This is a genomic window from Ligilactobacillus animalis, assembly GCF_009933595.1.
In the GTDB taxonomy this organism is placed as follows: Bacteria; Bacillota; Bacilli; order Lactobacillales; family Lactobacillaceae; genus Ligilactobacillus; species Ligilactobacillus animalis.
On record NZ_CP047141.1, the window covers coordinates 1,685,672 to 1,706,605 of the forward strand.

A 20,934-nucleotide genomic window follows, 5' to 3' on the forward strand; every position below is an offset into this window, starting at 1 on the left:
CGAAAAAAAGACTCTTCCTGCTGTATTCTTTTTTGTTGTCCACTTAAGACACGACTGTTGTAGTACAACAAATAGACAAGATCTACGCCCACTGCTTGCAAGTGGTTGCGTATTGCGTACGATTTAATATAAAATTAAGCTTTATTATTTTTCATATAAATGAGTTTTGATAGTGAGTAGTTTATTTGCATTTATCTTTTTATGCGCTCTCATCAGTAGTATTTATTTTTGGAAATTCAAGCCAAAAAAAAACGCCACGCTAAAGCTAGCATCATCGTTGCGGTGTTAGCCTTTATCTTATGTGGAGCCTTTGCGCCAACCACTAAAACAGAAGCTGATAGTTCAGAAGCACAGGCTAGTTTGAGTTCCAAAAAGAAAGCAGATGAAGCTAAAAAGCGTTCCGAAAGTATCGCCTCGTCTGCTAAAGCTGAATCTAAACGCAAAGCGAGAGAGAAAAAAGCTGCTAGTGAAAAGAAAACCAGTGAAGAAGCTGAAAGTAACAAAGCAGCATCCGAAAGCATTGCTCAAGCACAAGCTTCATCAGAAAGTTTAGCCCGAGCAGAAAGTGAACGCGTAGCAAAAGAAGAAGCCAGTCGAGCTAGCGAAAGTGCTAAAGTACAGGCACAAGCTGAGTCAGAAAGCGTCGCTGCTGCACAAACTGCAGCTGATCAAAGCTCTACTGTAGAGCCTGCTGCCTCAAATGGAGGCGGTCACCCAGTCAATAACGGTGACATGAATACCGCAGATGCCAATGCACAAGGTGTGATCGTGGGCAATGCCAATAGCATAATCTATCACGTTCCGGGCCAACGAGGCTACCGTATGAATTCATCCAATGCGGTCTATTTCAACACCGAAGCTGAAGCCCAAGCAGCTGGTTACCGTAAAGCCTACAGATAGCCGATAAGAGCACGTTTTTCTAGCGTGCTCTTTTTTAGTACGATCACACTAAATTAGCGGTTTTATACAGCGATCTCCTTTTGTGAAACCCCTACCATTTTAGTGAAATTAAATTATATTTAAAAATAAATCTAAGGGGTATGTCATTATGGAGAAAACGTCTAAAAAGCACTCTTTATTGAGTGTTATCGCAATTATTTTTCTATCATTTTCATTTTTGACAGCTTGCTCTAGTGGTAGCGAAGATAGTTCAGAAGCTGAAGCACGTTCAGAAAGCATTGCTAAAGAAGAAAGCGAAAAGGCTGCTAGCGAAGAAGCTGAAAGTGAACGTGAAGAGTCAGAAAATATTGCCGAATCCGAGAGTGAGGAAGCCGAAAGTGAACGTATCGCGCAAGAAGAAGCAAGTCGAGCTAGTGAAAGTGCCGCTGCTCAGGCTCAAGCTGAACAAGCACAAGCTAACAATAACGACAACAATAGCCAAGCTGGGAATGCACCGGTCAACAATGGCGATATGAACACCGCTGATGCTAATGCACAAGGAACGATCGTCGGTAATTCTCGAAGCATGATCTATCATGTTCCCGGGCAACGGGGCTACCGTATGAACTCAGAAAATGCGGTCTATTTCAACACTGATGCCGAGGCGCAAGCAGCTGGTTATCGTCGTTCATTGAGATAAAATTATAAGGTCTACAGAAAACGAGATTTTCTGTAGACCTTATTTAATATCATACATATGTTGTATGGGTAACACAGGTTTGTCCAATTGCCTCTCAAAAATGGGACAACCTTAATCGCTACTACTTTGCCGATAAGATTCTTGCAGTGAAGAAATATATGCTTCTTTTTCTGGGGAGATATAGAATAAATTCTCAAAATCTTGATAAAAATGGTCTGTATGACAGATAAATGAACCACAATAGACTGGTCTTTCATCCGTTGATTTGTCTGATTGAATACGCTCAATATACTGCGTCCGATGGTTTTTGGCATCACACTCATAGTACCACGCTGGCGCTTGGGGACCTGGCGCATCGGTATAGTCGATCGGATCACCAACAATCTCATATTCACCTGTATTCTCTACGGCAGGCGCTACTTCTTCGGTCGTATCATAAGTCGTCTCAGCTTCTGGCACTTCTACTGTGGTGCTTGATGCCTTTGATCTAGACTCACTGCTTCGTTCCGATTGGGCTTGCGTCACTTTTTCTTGGCGGATCTCTTGTTGGCTCTTGTCGATCTTTTTAGTTGAATTGATCAAAAGTAGCATCCCAATGAGCAATCCAACACTAATCGTCACTGCAAAAATACTTAATACTTCTTTCCATCCATTCATGAAGGCACCTCCTAGAGCAAATATAATACCTAAAAAATTATTGTTTTATATCTATATTTTATCATCCAATAGTTATCGTTGTATAATTTTAACACTACAAAAATACGCCATCCATGAAAGACAGCCTTAACACATAAACTATTTTAGCAAACATGCACTTAAATAAGTCGCACCCAAAACTGGAAGTATGAGTAACCATATCGGAAAATTAAAATACGTGGCAATAACAGCACGAATGCCGCTACTAGCTGCAGCATAAGTAGCTTTTCGTTCTTTTCTGAAATCCATCAACTAATTTACTTTCTATCTCTTTAGTAACGTGATCATGTCATACGACCTAAATTTCGCATTAACTTAAACACATTATTGTATCTAAAGTCTAGAAATTATAACAAATTACTAATTATCCCCCTTTTACTTACTAAAAGTGCTACAGTGAAGTCCCAAGTAAATCTATTTACTTAAATATAAAATAAAAGGGGGAAATATATATGGCACTAAAACCTAAGGTCGTGCTCCATTTTCCAGCTTTTGCAGTCGCTAATGACAAGGAAGGCTATGATTTTTTTGTTTTAGACATTCAAAAACTAGTCATCCGAACTGAAAAAATGGATCTAGCAGAATCACTTTCCTATGCTTCAGCCATCCTTGAATATCACGTAGATAAGAAGTGGCGAGAGCTTCGAAGACCAGTTCCACCCACGCTAGATAGTATTGCTAAAAAACAGAAGACGGTCCCAAATTCATTTTTTGTTTCACTTCGCGTCAATGTCATGCAACACATCAAAGCCTGTGAATTTGAACCAGTCACCATAATGATGCCAAGATGGTGGCTTCTCACCAAAGATCTCAATGCAAATGCGTTGCGTGGCATCATTTACGGGAATCATCCTTTTATATAGAGCACAAATAGGACGGATAGCTACCACTATATGGATATATTCGCCCTTAATTGTATTTACTATCATAAAAACTATCTTCGCAAAATTTTGTTTCGCTGTGTTGGTGGTATCATTGAAGGATCAGCTACGATCTCATCAATAAATGCTAGTGTTTCCTGATATACCTCTTCTTGAGTCATCATATCTAAGATCTTGACACCACCAACAGCATTAAAATGTCCATTTATAAAACCATAACTCCAGCTCTGATTTTTGATAACATCTTGTCTATCTCTGATACCCTTTACTATTCCAAGCATGACCTCTTTGTTTGAAGTTAGCTTACTGGAAAAGAACCCTACAGCTTTTCCTAATGCATTCTCTGCACAGAAAAATTCCATTAATTCATACGGGTCATCGCTTTTTTCATCATACAGTAGATAGCCTAACCACCAATATTTGGAAATACATTGGATCAATTGTTCACGCTTAGTCTTCAAAAGTAACGCATTTTTTACCTTTGTGCGATCATTACTTGATAATAGCTTTAGTGTATAATCTAGGTAAACTGTGTTGGCTAAAGTAAACCATAAATTTTCTTTAGAAGCTTGAGCAGGAGTCAGTTCACGTAATGATCCATATATGAGCTTTGTATTATTGATATAGTCATTCGGTGTTGTTAATTCATGGAAATCAAATGGGATGTCAGCTTCGTATGTCGGCGCTTTTTCAAATATCTCAAGTAATGCCTGTTTGTCGCCTGTCCGATATAATTTTTCATATTCATCATCTATATCTCTGCCGAAAGCTTCAATAAATTCTTCCGTAAATAACTTAATCCTCATTTTTAAATAATTCCCCCACTTCTTCAAATGAACGCTCAAGTAGATCATCTAAGATCAACTGTGCTAATACGATCGCTGAAATACGTTGATCTTTTAACTCATCGATACTATGTCCTAAAAGTTCAACTTTTCGGTCTAACACTTGATACCACTTGTAATCCTCTAGCTCAGACAAACCAGAACTAGCTACCCTATTCAACAGTTCGATCACAGCAGGAAAAATAACCATACTTAAAGCTATTTCAGGATAATTAGTCGATTGCACATAAGCTTTATACTGCTTTTCTGGTAAATAGACATATACAACATGGCTATCCATATTCAGTTCTAACTGCTTGCTATCCTTAGACTTAGCTACCTTTATGATAGATGAGAGTTTTTTAAAACTTTCCACTTCAGACAATATGATATCAACTGTAAAGCTAACTGCTAAAGGATCTCCTTTTTCTAAATCAGGAAAGACAGCTTAAGCTATTCTCACAGAGCTTCTCTAAAAATTTTACTCTTTACACAGTGGTTGACAAAGAGCCACAAAAAATGAGCAGAGGCTGTTAACCTCTGCTCATTTATGCCAAGTCCTAGGCTCGTCATCTCTACTTACTAAATGCCTACTGAATCAATTTTTTTAATGATACTTGGTTCTCTTCTATATATTTTCTTACAGATTCATACACTGCTTTTCTCTTCATTAAAGTAGCAGGTGGGGTCTGTTTATAGCCATCATTACTTTTTATTACATCTCGAATTATTAAAATCCCAACCTTAATCAACGTATTTATTTCCGCCTCTTCATCTAATTCAGATAACTTATGAACCGTATTTAGTAATAGAATATCCGTTGTATTAACGAATAAATACTCATTAAATATAAATTCTTCTTTTTTTACACCTAGATAATGTAAAAAATCATTTTTTTCACTATTTCTTCGCATACGCCTGTACGACGTAATTACACCTGAAATCGTTTCATATGTTTCAAGCGACTTGATTACCTTTGCAGCATTAATCTCCCCTAATATTTCTTCAATATTATCATTTTCAAATAATGCTCCCTTACCACTCTTGGCAATATGAGCGTATTTATCAACATAATATCCTGTATAACGTTGAATTACATCTGACAATTTTAATACTTGTAATTCTTTCCCCTTTAAATATTCAGAATCGTATTTCTGTTTATGAGATAGTTCATTAGTTTGTCGTTCAAGATAATAATTATCTTTCAATAAATCTTCCTGTAGATCTCTCACAATTGGATGATTTGCTATAAAATAGCTTTCTTTAATTTGTGTCTGCGAATTTAAATATTTTGTTATTTTGGCTCGTTCGCTATATTTTTTTATCTTTATTACTCTTACTAAAAGATCTGCATCATCTCTTAACCTAGAGTCATCATATGCTCGTGCCAAAGTCGTCACCGTTTGACACCCATTAACAATAGAGGCCCCTTTCATAAATAACGTGTTATTATTGGGACTATTCTTATAATCGTCACAGATAAATGTTATTCCATTGTTGTAATAATAAAACATTCCCGATGTATCATTTCCACTAGCAGTTTTATAGATTCCTTCATTCACTTTTGAATCACTTTCATATAATCGAATATTTTCATCAAAAACAACAGACAATTCATCTTTGACAGACTCTACAAGTTTTGCCGCGTTAACAACACCTACGCTGGATTCAATATTTTCTCCTGCATAAGAATTCGCCATATTTTTATATGTTAGTTTCACATCTACAGAAGTATTTTTTTGAGATTTTTCAAAAATATTTAGTATAGTATCTCTATCATAAAGTTTATATCTAAAATCGTAATCATCTTCATATTGAGAACTTCTGTTCCTTAATACTTCTACATTTGCATTTGATTTTATTCCTTTATTATAACTAACAAAATTTATGTTAAATTCATATACTTCTTCGTCACGCAGATACTCTTTCATTGCAATAAAACTTTTATTAGCTTTACCAGATTTATATTTGTTATCAACCAATGCATCAAAGCCATTAAATGTTTTCAGTATATCACCTTGCTCTATTTCCTTATTGATATTTTTTTCTGTTGGAAACTTAAATTGATATACATGCAATTTCTTATCATTCAAATATACAGCATCTATTCCATAATCACCATTCCCATCAATTATAACTTCACCAATTTGTTGATCATCTAATCCAACCTGATGCTTCAAAAACCAGTGTGCAAAGGCTAAGGAGTCATTAGGATACCCTTCCCTATCCTTTATACTATTCAATATATCTTTCAATTTTCGATAATAAACTTGATACTTTGTAATAGGCATTATATGTTTCCATTTCATAATTTAATAGACGTATATTATTATACCCGAAAATTATATAATGATGCCTACTATTTTTCTGTCAACATATAGTATCTATCCGCATCAACTGGGACAGCTAATTTCAGATCCATTGAAACAATCGGATCCTCTTTGCCATCCTGGCGTTTAGAGAACTCTTGCTGCATTGAATCCTTAATAATTTCACATGGCCCTAAATAGATAAATGAGGTCCCTTCATCATCAGACTTTTTAACAAACATGTGCATGTCCAATGCTGGCTTGCCTTCTTCAACACCACGGTAAAGTTTTTGAATCTCAGCTCCCTCAATCCGCCGCTTATTCTTTGAATACATGTGCATCACACTTGGATTCTTGAAATAATCACCGTATTGAATAGTTTCGCTAATGTTTTCACTCTTATGATATGTGATAAAAATTGGACACGTATCGTGATCTTTATCAATAAAATATCCGCCAATGTTTTGACCTGGAACACACTTGTTGAAGTTTAGCAAACGACAAGCATCTTTTCGTTCATAACGACAGCCAATGGTAAATGGCTGACTTGCATCATATTGTTCTGCTTTAAGTAGCCCCGTTTTAATAGCATCTTCAAACAATATCTTAAAATCATTGTTCTCTAATTCTGCCTTGATTTTATCATTAAACCGATAACTACCTGCATGATGTTCAGTAATCTCTGTGTCACCATAGCTCACTTTATTAGGCTTCGATTTATCATCAAAAAATGCTAACGATAAAATTCGATCAACCGATCCCAGTACTGCGTCATTTATATAACAACCTGCTTCTTTTAAAATCTGAACATATTGTTCATCAGTCAATTCACCTTGAAGAAGGGAATTTAGCAGTAATAATTCATGTTTACGTAAACCATTACTCAACTCAACCGTTACAAAAGAAAGCACTTGTTCTTGGAAAGGCGTTAAAACAAATTCTTCTTCATCCATTGCTAGCAAGAAAGCATTATATTGCTTATACTTACTTGCAATAACACTTTGATCAATTGAGTCACGCTGCAAATCGCACATTAAAGGTACACGACCAAGCTTATTTTTCACATTCATATACTCATCATGCAACTTTTTCTTCAAGGTTAAATTTGACTGGCTAATTGATTTATAAATGCGCTCTTTAGCAATCTTAGTGAAATTAATCACTGAAGTTCCAAAGATCGGTTCAAGATCTACAGAATCACGCGCGCTATCCTTGCTGTGAGATTTATCGCCAGTCAAAGCGATTGGAATCAGATAGTTATTTTTATAATTTCCAATAAAATCAATAATCGTCACGTATTCCTTATCTTTGAATTTACGCAAGCCACGACCTAATTGTTGCACAAAAACAATGCTCGATTCGGTATTACGCAACATAACAACCTGATTAACACAAGGAATATCGATACCTTCGTTAAAGATATCCACAGTCACAATATAATCAATCACGCCAGCTTCAAGTTGGCTGACAACTTCATCACGTCTAGCAATGCCATCTTCACCGGTTAAAGCAATGGACTTGTAACCGCGTTTACTCAATAATTCAGCAATACCTTTAGCTTCATCTTTACGACTACAAAATACCAATCCATGCAATTTGTCGCCTGAATATCCATAATACTTAGTCTGTCTAACAATATAATCTGCACGTTCTTCACTGACTAGCCGTTGTAGTGAGGTAGTATCGTCAATTGTCTCACCATTTAATTCGTAATCCTCAACTCCATAGTAGTGGAATGGGCAGAGCATATTCTCTTCTAGAGCGTCTTGCAGCCGAATCTCATAGGCAATATCATAATTAAATAATTTGTAAACATTAAAATTATCTGTTCGTTCTGGGGTCGCAGTCATCCCTAAGCAAAATTTTGGCGTAAAATATTCAAAAATCCGTTGATGCATCGAAGCACCCAAGTGATGTGCTTCGTCAAATAGAATATAGTCAAAACTATCTTTGGCAAATAGTGCTAGATTTTCTGGCTTGGAAAGTGTCTGAACTGTAGCAAAAACATATTTCTTGTCTAAGCCTTCACGATTATTGCCACTATAAATTCCATAATCATTGCGATTACCACCAATTACTTTATAGAAACTTTCTAATGATTTTTGCAAGATTTGCTCACGATGGGCAACAAGCAGAAAACGTTTAGGCTTAAAACTCCGTACATCAAATGCACCAAGATAAGTCTTCCCTGTCCCCGTTGCAGAAATAATCAATCCTTTTTGTTTACCACTTTGACGCAATTCAGTTAACTGATCTAAAGCAGCTTTTTGCATCTTGTTAGGTACAATTTTGCTATCAGTTTGATAAACTTCTGTACTTTCGGCTACATCAGCGGCTGCGATCAATTTTGGATGATTCTTTTTATATAGCTCGGTGTATTCTTCAATCCAAGTATCTGTGAGCTCGACTCCTCGGTCCCACTCGGCTTCAATTTGTTTGCTGATATTTTTGGTAATCTCTGCATTATCCAATGAAGTAACTCGTAAGTTCCATTCATAGTTCTTCATGATTGCATTGCTTGTGAGATTAGAACTACCGATAATTGCGGAATTATAGCCATTTTCGTGGGAAAACATGTATCCCTTAGCATGGAATGGCAGTGGTTCAGCAGTTTTTTGATCTTTACCCGTATAGATCCTAACATCGATATTAGGAATATTGGTTAACATTTTAAAAACATCTGGTTGATTGAACCACAAATAAGTTGAGGTAAGGATTCTACCACGTACGCCACGTTTGTCTAAATCTTGAAAAACGGATAAAAACTGGGATAAACCAGCCTTAGTGATAAACGCCACTGCAAAAATGAAATCATCACATGTTTGCAATTCATTTTTCAAGATTCGATAAACATTAGTGTTGGCTGATTCATTGGCAACCAATGACGCCGATAAACCACCGACCGCAGAGTATTTATCCCGATCCACAAAATTATTAAGTACAGTATTGGAAATATTATCGATCAAATGACTATTCAAAACTAATACTCCTTAAATCAACTTTTTCGATTGCTTTTTCAACCGGGATATCGGCCGGGGCCCAATTAAGTTGCGACAACTCATCAACTGTATGCCACTTAACTTCACTATGAGCTACCAAATCAAAGTTGTTTGTTAGCAATTTGGCATAGAATACTGTTAATTCAACGACACCGAATTCATATTCATATTTTACAGTTTCAGTAACTTGTGGCCCGACTAAAATTTCATCCTTAAACTCTTCTTCCAGCTCACGTTTTAAAGCTTGTTGTGGTGTTTCGCCAGGTTCAATCTTTCCACCTGGAAATTCCCACAAATCACCCAGTACTCGATCTGAGCTGCGTTTGGTTGTTAGAACTTTATTATCATCGATGATCGCTGCACCGACTACTTTGATATGTTTTATTGGCACTTTCTACACCTCAAAATCACTTTCTATATGCACATAAATACTCTTAACTCTAGTATAAATATAATACATATACCTTGACTTTGCCAAATTTCATTTATCTATGCCAAGCACCTATGTTTATCTCAATTTCGAGCATCGAAAACATCGATCTACCTCTTAGTAAAAACAAGAAACTCCATGAAAACTGGCCTAAGCCAGCTTCATCGAGTTTCTATAAAATTATTCAACTACAATTCATCCATTCCCATATCAATGAAGTATTGATATGTTTCATCAAGTATTTCATCTCTTGGGATAAATATAATCATTTCTTTACGTGCTCTAGTTAGTAGAACTCTATAGTTATTTTCAACAATAGTATCTATATCTTTGTATTTTCCTTGTTGCTTATTACGTTGATATCCTCTGGTCATCCACTTATTACCATATCGGATATAATCACCACTAAATACAACAATCGGACAATCAAGCTCCAATCCCTGATTTCCATATACTGAACATACCTTAGTTAACTCTTTACAACCACCACTAAACCAAGGACCATACTCTCTCATAGAAACAGCATTCGATCCGTTAAAACCAATATTCCAGCCCGGGAGCGCTTTACTAATGATATTTTGCTCAGCAAAGTTAGATACCAACATTCCATACTTCCATTCTGGATGATCTTTATCAATATCTGCTGCTCGCTCCTGAATCTTAGAGAAATCACGAGTCACACAAATTCTCATTGATGTTTTTTGTAATTTTTTAAATTCTGATTTAGCTTTTGATAAATTAGTGTGAGTATAGCAAATAGCCTCCTCTACCCATTTACTACAATCAATAAAATCCGCTCTCAGAGATGTTGGAAGAAACAGATCATTATCAACAACCTTTCTTTCCCCAGTTACCTGAATCTTATCAGCTAAATCTTTAGAAGCTAGTACAATCCAATCGCCATGTTTATTAAGCGCATCTTCCCATAATGACAGCCCTGCTTCTTCTCCAGTATAAATTACCTGTCCATTGCCATATAAACCAATCAGTACCGTATAGCCTCTCCTACTATAAATTCTTTCCCCAATATCAAATAGACCTTCTGGTTCAGTGAATCCTCTTTTAAGTTTTTCAGCGTCCCATGCTCTTTGTGCCTCATCAAAAATAAGAATAGATTGCTCAGGGACTGCTACTTTAGGAGAAAAAAAGGTCGCTTTAAATTCTTTCATACCTTGTATTGCATTCTCCCCCATATGTCTATTATTTCCAACCTGATTAATTTGATATTGAAGAACTTCTATAAGTGGGCCATTTCCAGAAAGATAGACCGCATTAGCTTTTCCATTCTTATTTGCTTCATATACCACGCTCTGAGCAACTGCAGTCTTTCCAGCACCGGGAACACCATTTATCAAAATAAGTAATTTTTTATTTTTCTTGCTTGCACCACTGATATACCAAAGTACCTTCTTAAGACAATTTTTATTGACATCTGAAATATACGGAATTCTTCCTTCACGATACATTATTTCAATCGCCTTAAGCATATCGGGCATTTCAGTCTTAGAAGAGGAAAGCCATTCTTCAATAAATTGGCATGAGCGTTCTCCATTAAGTTCCTGCTCTATAGTACTGCAAAAATTATCAGCTGTAAGAATATTTATTCCTCTCAATTCGCCAGGCTGAGCATCTCTATGCGTACACACGAGATAGCTTTTAACTTCTAAATTTTTATCTATTGTTACTCTATGATGATTCATAAGCCATTCTTTATATCTAATAGCCTGAGCTACATCATCTTTATTGTCATCAACCTGAGGAGCAGGTTTTCGTTTGAATTCTAAAGAAATTACCTTTTTATCAGTAAGTAAGAATACATCTGGCCTTTCATGGACTGTTCCTGGGAGACTATATTCAAAGACTAGTTCAAATTCTTTAGCAGCCATATTCAAATCTGACAGTGTACATGCGATAAATTTAAAGCAATCCATCCATACAGATTCCTGACTTGGGCTTACAGAATTACCTGTGCGTGATGAGTTATCCTCACTCATCACATCATTAACATGATCTTTAAGCATTTTCACCCATATTTCCAATTGTCTCTGATCAGCAGATATAATATCTCTTATCTTTAGCTTTAAAGCATAACCTTTTAAAAATTTACTCGCGCTAAAATCTTTTACTGGTTCAATACCACATACTTCTTTTGCAATAGCCAATGTTTCAACATTATACAGCCCATGCCATAGTCCTCGCCCCGGATCCCATCTGAATTTAACACTTTTCATCTTATCTCTTGTAGCTTCATCCGGAATAATACCATTAAAATTTATTTCAATTCTATTTCCTTCTGTTACGGTGTACGTTGCCACTTCAAGCCCTCCATCCCCTGTTTATCTAAATGTACATTTTTAAATTTTTGCGCAAAAAAAGGACATCAGATGCCCTCCTGTTATCCAATTAATTCACCACAAATAATCAATAAAGGAGTGTGACATTTATGTCCTATAATTATTTTATCTTAAAAATGTTAGATATTAAAGAAAAAACTCGGGATAATCGACTGAATTAACCAAACTTCTTGGTAATTAGAGCTAGGTACAGCTATTTACAACTTAAAAAATCAAATATTAAAAAATATAATTATTCAACCAGAAGATCGAAAGGTACTACTCGAATGCTGCTACCAAGCCGGAGCTGTTGTGACTTTAGAAGTCAACAATTTTTTACTAATTGATTATATTTTCATAAAAAAATACTTCCCACATTTCTACCGAAAGCCTATGGTTGTCGTAATTTTGAACATCTCAAAGCTTGGATCTATCTTCAGACATATCTTGGTAAAGATACAAGAAGCTCTGTGAAAACAGCCTAAGCTATTCTCACAGAGCTTCTCTAAAAATATTTACTCTTTCAGTGATTGACAAAGAGCCTTAATTAAAAATTTATACGAAGTATATACCCATAAGATAACCGTTAGCATTAAATCATTTACAAAACATATAGTATCAGTGAGTGCATAACACCTAAAATTCTATTATTGAAATAAATACTTATATCTTGACCTACATCTCCTAATTTTATACAAACTCTTGTATCTTTTACTCTTCTCCGTCAATTCCTAGTAACTCTTCCCTAGCTTTAATATAATTTCTAGATAGTTCATAGTTTTTCTTCTTTTCCTCATCTTCCAATGAGCTGAAACTAACAATATCTTCTATTTCTTCCCTACCAATCACATCTCTATTAATTTCTGCTATAACTTGTGAATTCATATTACACTTCCTGTAGTTATCTAATGCTATATGGAGTAGTTTATCCAAGGTATCTTCAGGAGTATTAATCAGATTCGTTTCTTTCACTGGAATTTTGACTGTTATCCGTTTTAGCTCATGCTTATCATCATTTTTCCATCTCTCCACTAAACCAATACATTTTTCTGACCATACTCGCTCTATTGTAGAGATAATTTCAGGAGCTTCACTTATACGCCTATTATATCTATATATTCCCTCTTCTTCCTCGCTAGCAAAAATACAAATTTTATAATCATCACTAAATCTATTAACAAGTACTCCTTCATTAGTATTACTACATTCGCCACTAAAAACTAGTCTCTCTGTGCCACATTGTATATACTGTTCATCTAGTTCTATAACTATTCCATTTTCTTTCAAAAACAGCTTTAACTCCGAGTCGCGATTCAAGACACCACGTAAATTTTGTAATCCATATTTATTTAATTCTTCAAAATCTGCGGTTGTATAATGATACCCCAAGATATCACTATTTAATAATATATCTAACGCATCACGGTTCTTTAGTATTTCTTGAACCTGCACTTCATCTATGTCTAAATCGTAGGACAGATTTTTGTTACTAAATTTAAATATTCTACCTAGTTCATCATCTTTCAATCCTGTCAACATCTTAATTGCTTCATAATAGTTGTTTTTTAAATCAATTAACATTTATATGTTCCCACATTTTTTTCACTCACTGCTTTACCTTTATCTCATCAGTAATATGCTACCTTATCCATTCATATATCTAAGCACTTTTTCTAAGCTTTCCATACTATTTGCTACATCAATATATTCATTACTTCCTGGGGCGTATAATCCTACCCTTTCCCAATAGTACCTATTTTCTTCAAAATAGTTTAATAATCGTTTTTCATAAGTTCCTGGTTCAGCAGCTTTTTCCCCAAAGTTCACAAACTTCCAATCGCTTATAGCATAATATGCAAAGCTATCAATAACAATTCCTGGTAGTTTATAACTTTTATAGAAATTATCTCTAACGTATCTTATATGTCGACAAGTAGCTACTAATAACCCATTACTCAAATTATTCTTTTCACGAATAGCACTTTGTTCTTCTTTTGGATTTGTAGATCTCCATCTACCTCCCATATTTGAATCTGCATGAGTATAACTTCCATCTAAATTCTTAAAAGCTGGTAATATTTCAAATGATATACCATCATAAAAATTTATCTTTACTATTTGACCATCTGCTCTTATATCACTATTTGGATAGCTCACTTTTAGTGCTTGTCTCACAGCCTGTAATAGTTTAGACTGTCCATTACCTGTTAGTCTATTATAACTATCAAATTTAGAGAATGGTAAACATACTAAAATATCTATATCGCTAGTACTTATTGCAGTATTTCTACCATAAGAACCAACATAAATACTGTTACTAGTTTCACTTGCTGTTCCCCAAAACTCCCTATTGACAGCCTTAGTTATTTGTCTATATCTACTAGAAATATTATCCCTCTCATCTTTAGGGATAATATTATCATATCTTATTACTCTAGTTCCCACTTGTCTATTTCCTCCTTAATGATTCTGGTAAATTTGCATCAATCTCCTCAGTCGAAAAGCTATTGTCTCCATTAATTTTTAAAGCTTTTGATGCCTTTTTTACAGCTTTATCGGTCGTACTTGGGGCTTCCCTATAGATTTGATCTAATTGTTTTATAAAATATTCATATTCACTTAACAGTTCAAAATCATCTTTACTTTCTAATTTTACTTTAACAAGCAATATCCTAAGCTTATCTCTGATGCCTAATAATTCATTTGCTGCTTTTTTATGATTTATTATTGAATTTTGAGTATCGAAAGACTTAAAATGCATGCTACTAAGCGTAATTACAAATGAAATCATTGTCGCTACGAATTTAATCAAAAATTGATCTGTGAAAATCAACGATATCAACCCTACAGAAGTTAACGCATTACAGATTAATCTAACAATTTCTAATTTTTTATATTCCCCCGCTAAAATATCCGACTGTTTTTCTTGAATTTTATGCGACCAAACAACACTCATATATGAATATCTGATATTATCTTCTAATATACTTTTTTCTTCTAAATTAGCCATACCTTGCATCATTTCCTTAACATAAGTTATTAAGTCTAAATTTCACTTGTGGAGTTTATTTTTCTAAAGATAAAAAATCTACTGACCCCACCACCAAACTGCCAGCTTGCAATAAATATTCCTCTAAATATCTGCACGTATTCCCTTGCATAGTGAAATACTTATCGCCGAATATTATACCATATCCTCACCCCCCACAAACATTCGTTCGGTTGATTGAACCTTATTAAAGATTGAAGCAATTTATTACCTTCATATCTTCAAATATATTTCATCGTCTAGAAATATTTCACTAATAAAAGAACACTATTTCTACCATACATAAGCATGTAATTGATACTTTTTCTTCGATATATTCCTTGGAATTCTTGAAAAATGGTAGAAAAAGAGCACAAAAAACTGCGCCACTTCATCCGAAGTTAGCGCAGTTTTTCTTATCCTTCCACAGCCACACCTTTAGACCGATATCCCTGCAACAGTCCCAGACCCTGGAATACTGCTTCCTTATATGCGATCTCGGCATTCCATTCGACTGTTTCCAAGATACAGGTTGCATGATGCAAGTCATCAGTGGTGATCAGTACCCCATGGCTATCCAGCAAGAAGATGTTATTGGCAGCTTTATTCCCTAAGGCCAGCAAGTGTTCATGGACCATATCTGCCAATTCTTTAGAACAAGCTGGGCGATACGGTAAACATTTGATCTCACCTAAGTCTAGATCGTGGCTCGTTACCTCAGTTACATTTGGCATATCACGTCCGATCGTAGCCCAAAACATTGATTTAGGTGCATGCGAATGATAGACGACCTTGATATTCTTATTGGCTTGATAGGCCTCTTGGTGCATATTCACTTCACGGGTCAGGCGCCCTGAACCATCGATCTGTTGCCCTGTTTCTAAGTCCACTACTAAGATCTGACTGGCTTCGAGTTCGCCAAACCAAGCTTCTGACATAAACGTTGGCGTCATTATCATATAATCATGCCCTTTTTTGATCTTAACATGACCATATTCAACATCCTCAGGGGCGGTTATTTTCTGGGAAATATTTCCCCCAGCTACGTTAGTCATTTTCCGCTCAAACATCTTTCGTGCGACCCGTGCCATATCACGCCGCTCTGCTTCAAATAAAAATGTCTCTGTCATCGCATTTTCCTCCTATCATCAAATGCTTTTTGCAAACGTGCTCGTTTAGCTTCACGTTTCTTGTTATATTCTGCAAATAATACGTCATCACCTATGAAATACGTTACGGTCGCAAGGCTTCCAGCCGCTAGTAATAACCACAGATCCTGCTTGATCAGACTAGCTAAAAATAAACTTACCGCTAATAATAAACATAGTGACCAAAATCCCTTTGACGATAACATCTATTTCACCTTCTTTTTCTGACTAAAGTTCATCCCATCTAAGGCATTTAGATCAATATTTTGATAATCGTTGACCTTCTTTTTATCACCAATATGCATCCCATCTAAAGCGTTCAGATCAATGTCTTGGTAGTTTGCGCTTGCCTTTGGTGCAACTGTGCTAGTTGTTGTAACACCTGCTAGCGTCGCATAGCGTTTACTTGGCAAAGCGATCTTTTGTTGGTCTTTATACAACCAAATAAACAGCACTGTCCAAATAACTGCAGCTACTACTGCCCACCATTGTCCGGCAAAGGCTTGACCAAAGAGCAAACGAAAATCGGGGCCTTCGATCGTTGACCAGGATAGTTGTTGTCCGGCTGGAACTTTAAAGCTCCCGGTCTGAACTGCTAATTTAGTGATCATTGGCGCAAAGTACGTCCCACCATACAAGAAGATCGGAGTTGAAATGATCCCTAAAACGATCATTCGCAAAAGGTTAGCCCCAGTCAAAAGCAAGGCAGCTACGGCAAAGGAAAGATTGATGATACCCGCAAATGGTAGGATATTATTATTTGGTAAGATGATTGCAAAGAGTAGTTCAACTGGCACTAAAACGATAACGGTCACCCAAAATTCACTGCGTCCGGCTAAGATCGGCCAATCTAAACCAATGTAGACTTGACGATCTTTGAAATGCTTTTTCATAAAATTACTCATAGCATCTGCGATCGGGTTCAAAGCCTCCATGAATAATTTAGAGATCATTGGGAACAGCGTCATCGCAGTTGCAGCTTGGATCGCTAGCATCAATGATTTTGATAATCCATAACCTGCACCAAAACCTAACAAGATCCCAATGATAAAGCCCATAACTTTATTTTCCCCGAAGATACCGATTTTCTTTTGAATAGCTTCCGAATCAATGGTTTGTTGAAGATCGGAATGTAATCTAATAATTTATTTATCGGATTAAGGATAACGGCAAATAGCGTAATGAAATGTGGGACCGTTACTCCTTCCATCCCTGTCATATCTTCAATGTGGCGTTGCCAAACATCACCGATCTTGAGTTCAAAGATGATCTGGATCGAAGCGACAATAAAGCCTAAAAACATATTATTGGTAAAGTAATACACGATAACATAGGTAAAAATCTTGTTCCAAACATTCCACATATCAACATTGAGCGTTTTAGTCCAGTTGAAGGTCAACATCACAAAATTGATCGCTAATAACAACGGGAAAAAGAGAAAAGCTACTTTATATGACCACGTGATCGCTGCCACACCGGTCCAACCGGCATCGACTGCATTTAGGGTCACTCCCAGCGCTTTAGACATCGCCTTCCCAGCTGGTGCAATGATCTCTTGCATATAGTTAACAACTAGATTCATCCCCGAAAAGGCCACGCCCAAGGTGATCGCTGCAATAAATGATTTCTTAAACGACAAACCTGCGACTAGCGCAATGATCAACATGATAAGTGGCACAAACACAGGACCACCTAAATTCAAGACGAAATTGACGATCTCTTTTAAGACTTCCATTTAGCTCACCTCTTTCAACTTGCCATTTGTTGCAATGCCCAAATGATCTTTCTAAATGAATCTTCAGCATTATTCCCTGTCAAAATATTGACTCCATTAACATCAACGATTCCGTGGTTATCACAAATATCTTGGATCTCTTGTGTTGGTTTGGCGATCCAAACATAAATATCATATTTTGGTAACACGCTTGCCAAGCCTTTAAAATCAGTAGCTTCGACTTCGACTCCGCTGATATTATGATCATCTAAGAAACCTTTGATCAACCCAACAACTGTTTCTGAAGTTGCGACACCACTACCACATGCTACGACGATTTTTGCCATTTTAGATTCCTCCCATTATTTATCAAATTCACGTTGTAAAAATTCAAACATTTCATTTTCTGCACTAATACTAGTCAAACCAGCCACAAACTCTTGATCTTGTAGCAACTTCATGAACTTTTGGAGTAAGATCACTTGATTTTTGGAATCGGTGATCCCCAGAAAGAAGAAGTACTGGGCTTGCATTGGTTTGTTTAACCCCATCTGCAACACATCTAATAACTTTTCATTTTTGACCATACAGATGAAGGCCTGGTTTACATGTTCAGGATCAGTATGTGGCAATGCTACTGGTAAGTATTTTGTTACTAATCCAGTCGGAAATTCCTGTTCGCGTTTTTCTAGGGCCCCAGCATAACTTTCCTTAACATACCCTAATTTCTGCAGACGCTTGCCTACTTGTTCAAATAATTGAGTCTCACTTTCAGCAGTAAGATCTAAAAAAATAAGTTCTGGATGCAACATCGCATGATAATCAACTGGCATAAACTTCTACCTCCTCGATAAACCGATTTCATTTATTTACAATTTAATTATAGTACTAAAACACTTCAAAAAATAAATGTTATTAAATATATGACAAACATTCAAAAAAGTTTTATTATATTGTTCAAAGGTTCAGAATTTATTCAAAGAGGTAAGTAACGATGAAAAAACAGCAACGGCGACTCGAAAAATTATTAGCAGTTCTTGAAGAAAACCAGCATATCCACATCAAACGGTTAGAGGAGTTGATGGGTACGTCAACTTCAACACTGCGCCGTGATCTGATAGAATTGGAAAAATCCGGTATGGTTCGGCGGACATTTGGCTTTGTGACGCTCTTGAAGAAGAATAATATTGAATTTACCACGACTTACCGTGAAGCCCAAAATGCTGAGGAAAAGAATAAGATCGGTTATTTTGCCTCCAAGTTTATCAACAGCAGTGATGCGATCTTCATTGATACTTCAACGACTTGCCAATATATTCTTGAACATTTGAACGACCAAACCAACATTAAGATCATCACTAATAATTTAGCAATCGCTGAAAAAGGCCGTCTCCAAGCCAGTCTACATATCTTTTTGGCTGGAGGCGCCCTTAAACCTTATTCTAATTCATTTTTAGGTGACGACACCATCAAGTATCTTGCTAATTTTCACGCGCGTATGGCTTTTTTCTCCTGCAATTCGATCAGTGAAAAAGGTGTCTTCATGGCGGACATGGAACAGACCCGTTGCAAGCAAAATATGCTCAAAAATGCTGATCTATCCATTCTATTAGTTGATCACACTAAGTTTCGCCAAGACACTGATTTCATCAAGATGGTCCCGATCCACAAACTGGATATCATCATTACCGATCAAAAACCTGATACCACGTTCTTGAAACTGTGCAAAAATAGCGATGTGCAGGTAGTGTACTGAATGTTAGTAATTTTATTTGGGACAATTCAGAGTATTATCAAGTTCTTAAAAAAAAGAAACTCATATTACAGACTCCCCATCTTTTGTCCACTAGTATGACTAGAAATGATTTACTTCCTTAGCCTCTAACTCTTTATCGTTATTTTTATAAAATTACGATAAAAGGCGAATTCTCGCATTTAACGAAATTCGCCTTTTACTGAATATTTCTTCATATCTTCTTAATATTCACTTCCTTGAAATTCATCCCACATAGCTTGGTAACGTTTAGCATTCGCTTGAACATGAGCAGATATTTTCTTATAGTCACTAGACTTCAATTGTACCATCTAAAAACATAGCCCCACTTCTTCTCCATGGACATAGATATGAACATAAGCCCTTTGTTTCTTATGATCATATTCATTCGTTCAAATTTCAATAATAAACTTTCCAAAACTATCAAGTATAATATAATTCCAATCAAGCTGCTACGGTAAAATTTAATAAGCTATTTCCCTAAATTCCCGGCAGATCTGCTTGGCCGACTTGCTCACAGCTTTGGCCAGCTCGCCTTCGATCGCTTCAGGCAAGATCTCAATGTCATGGGTAATATTTTCTTGTATCTCATTGATATATGAATCGAGCTCAGTCATCCCTTTTTCAAGAAGCGTATCTTTCTTAGCTAGCTTGCTTGGAGCTACAGTTTCCAATATCATCAAACGTTGCACTAATTTTTTGATCTGTTTTAACGCAGTCGCGACCACCGTATGATCATTGGCCAAAGTTCCTTTGTATACCAGCTGAGTCTGGGTCTGAAGTGCCATTTGGATAGCTAAAGTGTTCATCATGACCGCCTTCTTTGCTGCAAAAATTCCGCCTCTAATTTATCCTGGTGTCTCCGATCGTCCACACGATATTCTTCCCATTCAAGCTCTAATTTTTGGCGATTTGTTCGATAATCATCACGCGCAGTTTCGGCTAAGCTTGCATGCAACCGTTCCACTTTGGAAAGTTCCTGTGGCTCGGCATCATTTTGGCGTAAACACTGATAGGTCACATCAGCTATCTCATAATAGATTTGATCCAACTTGTGGTCGAGCATGGCAAGCTCTTCTTGCTGCTGTTCATATGATTTTTACGGTGATCTTTGCTTTAGCGTTTTTGAATATAATCAGCGTAACCTAATGCAGTATCGAATTGGCTCACTGGTGACTCAAAGAGTTAGACCAGATCTTTGGTTTGAGATAAAGTTTCA

At 36.3% G+C, this 20,934-nt stretch carries 20 protein-coding genes and 1 pseudogene; 4 read left to right on the top strand and 17 right to left on the bottom strand.

Features of this window, described 5'->3' with window-relative positions; translation table 11 throughout:
- Positions 1-228: 228 nt before the first annotated feature.
- Together GSR62_RS08320 and GSR62_RS08325 are read left to right on the top strand one after the other, a co-directional pair.
- A complete protein-coding gene (locus tag GSR62_RS08320; protein ID WP_083213881.1) occupies positions 229-900 on the top strand; it encodes a sunset domain-containing protein in 672 nt (223 codons plus the stop codon).
- Positions 901-1,048: 148 nt separating this feature from the next.
- Entirely contained in the window at positions 1,049-1,579 is a 531-nt protein-coding gene (locus GSR62_RS08325) for a sunset domain-containing protein (RefSeq protein ID WP_066023594.1), read from the top strand.
- 111 nt (positions 1,580-1,690) lie between these two features.
- On the opposite strand, the gene GSR62_RS08330 is transcribed toward GSR62_RS08325, so the two are convergent.
- Positions 1,691-2,236, bottom strand: a complete 546-nt coding sequence (locus tag GSR62_RS08330) for a hypothetical protein (protein ID WP_010688313.1) — start codon at positions 2,234-2,236, stop codon at positions 1,691-1,693.
- A 491-nt stretch (positions 2,237-2,727) separates the two neighbouring features.
- Between GSR62_RS08330 and GSR62_RS08335 the strand changes: the two genes are divergently transcribed.
- Positions 2,728-3,138 (top strand): hypothetical protein, encoded by a 411-nt coding sequence (locus GSR62_RS08335; protein ID WP_066023595.1) that lies wholly within the window; start codon positions 2,728-2,730, stop codon positions 3,136-3,138.
- A 71-nt stretch (positions 3,139-3,209) separates the two neighbouring features.
- Here the strand turns inward: GSR62_RS08335 and GSR62_RS08340 are convergent, their stop codons facing one another.
- From GSR62_RS08340 to GSR62_RS08405, 14 genes and pseudogenes are all read right to left on the bottom strand, one after another.
- Positions 3,210-3,962: a DUF6339 family protein gene (locus GSR62_RS08340; RefSeq protein ID WP_083213882.1), complete on the bottom strand. Its 753-nt coding sequence runs from the start codon at positions 3,960-3,962 to the stop codon at positions 3,210-3,212.
- Positions 3,952-4,365 carry a hypothetical protein gene (locus tag GSR62_RS08345; RefSeq protein WP_136363785.1) on the bottom strand — a complete coding sequence of 138 codons (414 nt, stop codon included), beginning with the start codon at positions 4,363-4,365 and terminating at the stop codon, positions 3,952-3,954. Before GSR62_RS08345 ends, GSR62_RS08340 begins: the two co-directional genes overlap by 11 nt.
- A 205-nt stretch (positions 4,366-4,570) precedes the next feature.
- Entirely contained in the window at positions 4,571-6,271 is a 1,701-nt protein-coding gene (locus tag GSR62_RS08350; protein ID WP_066023597.1) for an AIPR family protein, read from the bottom strand.
- 68 nt (positions 6,272-6,339) lie between these two features.
- Positions 6,340-9,267 carry a DUF3427 domain-containing protein gene (locus GSR62_RS08355; RefSeq protein WP_066023598.1) on the bottom strand — a complete coding sequence of 976 codons (2,928 nt, stop codon included), beginning with the start codon at positions 9,265-9,267 and terminating at the stop codon, positions 6,340-6,342.
- The gene (locus tag GSR62_RS08360) at positions 9,260-9,679 is read right to left on the bottom strand and encodes a (deoxy)nucleoside triphosphate pyrophosphohydrolase (RefSeq protein ID WP_136344411.1); all 420 of its coding nucleotides are present in this window, start codon (positions 9,677-9,679) and stop codon (positions 9,260-9,262) included. Before GSR62_RS08360 ends, GSR62_RS08355 begins: the two co-directional genes overlap by 8 nt.
- Positions 9,680-9,906: 227 nt before the next feature.
- Complete coding sequence (locus GSR62_RS08365; protein WP_066023599.1) at positions 9,907-12,033, bottom strand: DNA/RNA helicase domain-containing protein; 2,127 nt, start codon at positions 12,031-12,033, stop codon at positions 9,907-9,909.
- A 729-nt stretch (positions 12,034-12,762) separates the two neighbouring features.
- The gene (locus GSR62_RS08370; protein WP_066023600.1) at positions 12,763-13,632 is read right to left on the bottom strand and encodes a hypothetical protein; all 870 of its coding nucleotides are present in this window, start codon (positions 13,630-13,632) and stop codon (positions 12,763-12,765) included.
- Between the two features lie 63 nt (positions 13,633-13,695).
- Complete coding sequence (locus GSR62_RS08375; RefSeq protein ID WP_202879056.1) at positions 13,696-14,496, bottom strand: SMODS domain-containing nucleotidyltransferase; 801 nt, start codon at positions 14,494-14,496, stop codon at positions 13,696-13,698.
- A 4-nt stretch (positions 14,497-14,500) separates the two neighbouring features.
- On the bottom strand, positions 14,501-15,061 hold the full coding sequence (locus GSR62_RS08380; protein WP_161517665.1) for an SLATT domain-containing protein: 561 nt from the start codon (positions 15,059-15,061) through the stop codon (positions 14,501-14,503).
- Between the two features lie 434 nt (positions 15,062-15,495).
- The gene (locus GSR62_RS08385; RefSeq protein WP_066023602.1) at positions 15,496-16,209 is read right to left on the bottom strand and encodes a class II aldolase/adducin family protein; all 714 of its coding nucleotides are present in this window, start codon (positions 16,207-16,209) and stop codon (positions 15,496-15,498) included.
- Positions 16,206-16,433: a hypothetical protein gene (locus GSR62_RS08390; RefSeq protein ID WP_066023603.1), complete on the bottom strand. Its 228-nt coding sequence runs from the start codon at positions 16,431-16,433 to the stop codon at positions 16,206-16,208. The genes GSR62_RS08385 and GSR62_RS08390 overlap by 4 nt, the downstream gene beginning before the upstream one ends.
- A pseudogene (locus tag GSR62_RS08395) lies at positions 16,434-17,962 on the bottom strand (PTS galactitol transporter subunit IIC).
- Between the two features lie 14 nt (positions 17,963-17,976).
- Positions 17,977-18,288, bottom strand: a complete 312-nt coding sequence (locus GSR62_RS08400) for a PTS sugar transporter subunit IIB (RefSeq protein ID WP_066023604.1) — start codon at positions 18,286-18,288, stop codon at positions 17,977-17,979.
- Positions 18,289-18,303: 15 nt separating this feature from the next.
- Positions 18,304-18,774, bottom strand: coding sequence for a PTS sugar transporter subunit IIA (locus GSR62_RS08405; RefSeq protein WP_066023605.1), 471 nt, complete (start codon positions 18,772-18,774; stop codon positions 18,304-18,306).
- A 161-nt stretch (positions 18,775-18,935) separates the two neighbouring features.
- Between GSR62_RS08405 and GSR62_RS08410 the strand changes: the two genes are divergently transcribed.
- Positions 18,936-19,697: a DeoR/GlpR family DNA-binding transcription regulator gene (locus GSR62_RS08410; protein ID WP_066023606.1), complete on the top strand. Its 762-nt coding sequence runs from the start codon at positions 18,936-18,938 to the stop codon at positions 19,695-19,697.
- A gap of 482 nt (positions 19,698-20,179) precedes the next feature.
- On the opposite strand, the gene GSR62_RS08420 is transcribed toward GSR62_RS08410, so the two are convergent.
- Both GSR62_RS08420 and GSR62_RS08425 read right to left on the bottom strand, forming a co-directional pair.
- Positions 20,180-20,524, bottom strand: a complete 345-nt coding sequence (locus GSR62_RS08420) for a hypothetical protein (RefSeq protein ID WP_066023607.1) — start codon at positions 20,522-20,524, stop codon at positions 20,180-20,182.
- Entirely contained in the window at positions 20,524-20,781 is a 258-nt protein-coding gene (locus tag GSR62_RS08425) for a hypothetical protein (RefSeq protein ID WP_066023608.1), read from the bottom strand. The genes GSR62_RS08420 and GSR62_RS08425 overlap by 1 nt, the downstream gene beginning before the upstream one ends.
- Positions 20,782-20,934 lie beyond the last annotated feature (153 nt).

Coding starts and splice junctions, on each gene's coding strand:
- GSR62_RS08390 (WP_066023603.1), bottom strand. CDS start 16,433: ATGTTATCGTCAAAGGGATTTTGGTCACTATGTTTATTATTAGCGGTA.
- GSR62_RS08405 (WP_066023605.1), bottom strand. CDS start 18,774: ATGCCAGTTGATTATCATGCGATGTTGCATCCAGAACTTATTTTTTTA.
- GSR62_RS08425 (WP_066023608.1), bottom strand. CDS start 20,781: ATGCTCGACCACAAGTTGGATCAAATCTATTATGAGATAGCTGATGTG.
- GSR62_RS08410 (WP_066023606.1), top strand. CDS start 18,936: ATGAAAAAACAGCAACGGCGACTCGAAAAATTATTAGCAGTTCTTGAA.
- GSR62_RS08350 (WP_066023597.1), bottom strand. CDS start 6,271: ATGCCTATTACAAAGTATCAAGTTTATTATCGAAAATTGAAAGATATA.
- GSR62_RS08380 (WP_161517665.1), bottom strand. CDS start 15,061: ATGGCTAATTTAGAAGAAAAAAGTATATTAGAAGATAATATCAGATAT.
- GSR62_RS08335 (WP_066023595.1), top strand. CDS start 2,728: ATGGCACTAAAACCTAAGGTCGTGCTCCATTTTCCAGCTTTTGCAGTC.
- GSR62_RS08400 (WP_066023604.1), bottom strand. CDS start 18,288: ATGGCAAAAATCGTCGTAGCATGTGGTAGTGGTGTCGCAACTTCAGAA.
- GSR62_RS08330 (WP_010688313.1), bottom strand. CDS start 2,236: ATGAATGGATGGAAAGAAGTATTAAGTATTTTTGCAGTGACGATTAGT.
- GSR62_RS08340 (WP_083213882.1), bottom strand. CDS start 3,962: ATGAGGATTAAGTTATTTACGGAAGAATTTATTGAAGCTTTCGGCAGA.
- GSR62_RS08420 (WP_066023607.1), bottom strand. CDS start 20,524: ATGAACACTTTAGCTATCCAAATGGCACTTCAGACCCAGACTCAGCTG.
- GSR62_RS08385 (WP_066023602.1), bottom strand. CDS start 16,209: ATGACAGAGACATTTTTATTTGAAGCAGAGCGGCGTGATATGGCACGG.
- GSR62_RS08325 (WP_066023594.1), top strand. CDS start 1,049: ATGGAGAAAACGTCTAAAAAGCACTCTTTATTGAGTGTTATCGCAATT.
- GSR62_RS08370 (WP_066023600.1), bottom strand. CDS start 13,632: ATGTTAATTGATTTAAAAAACAACTATTATGAAGCAATTAAGATGTTG.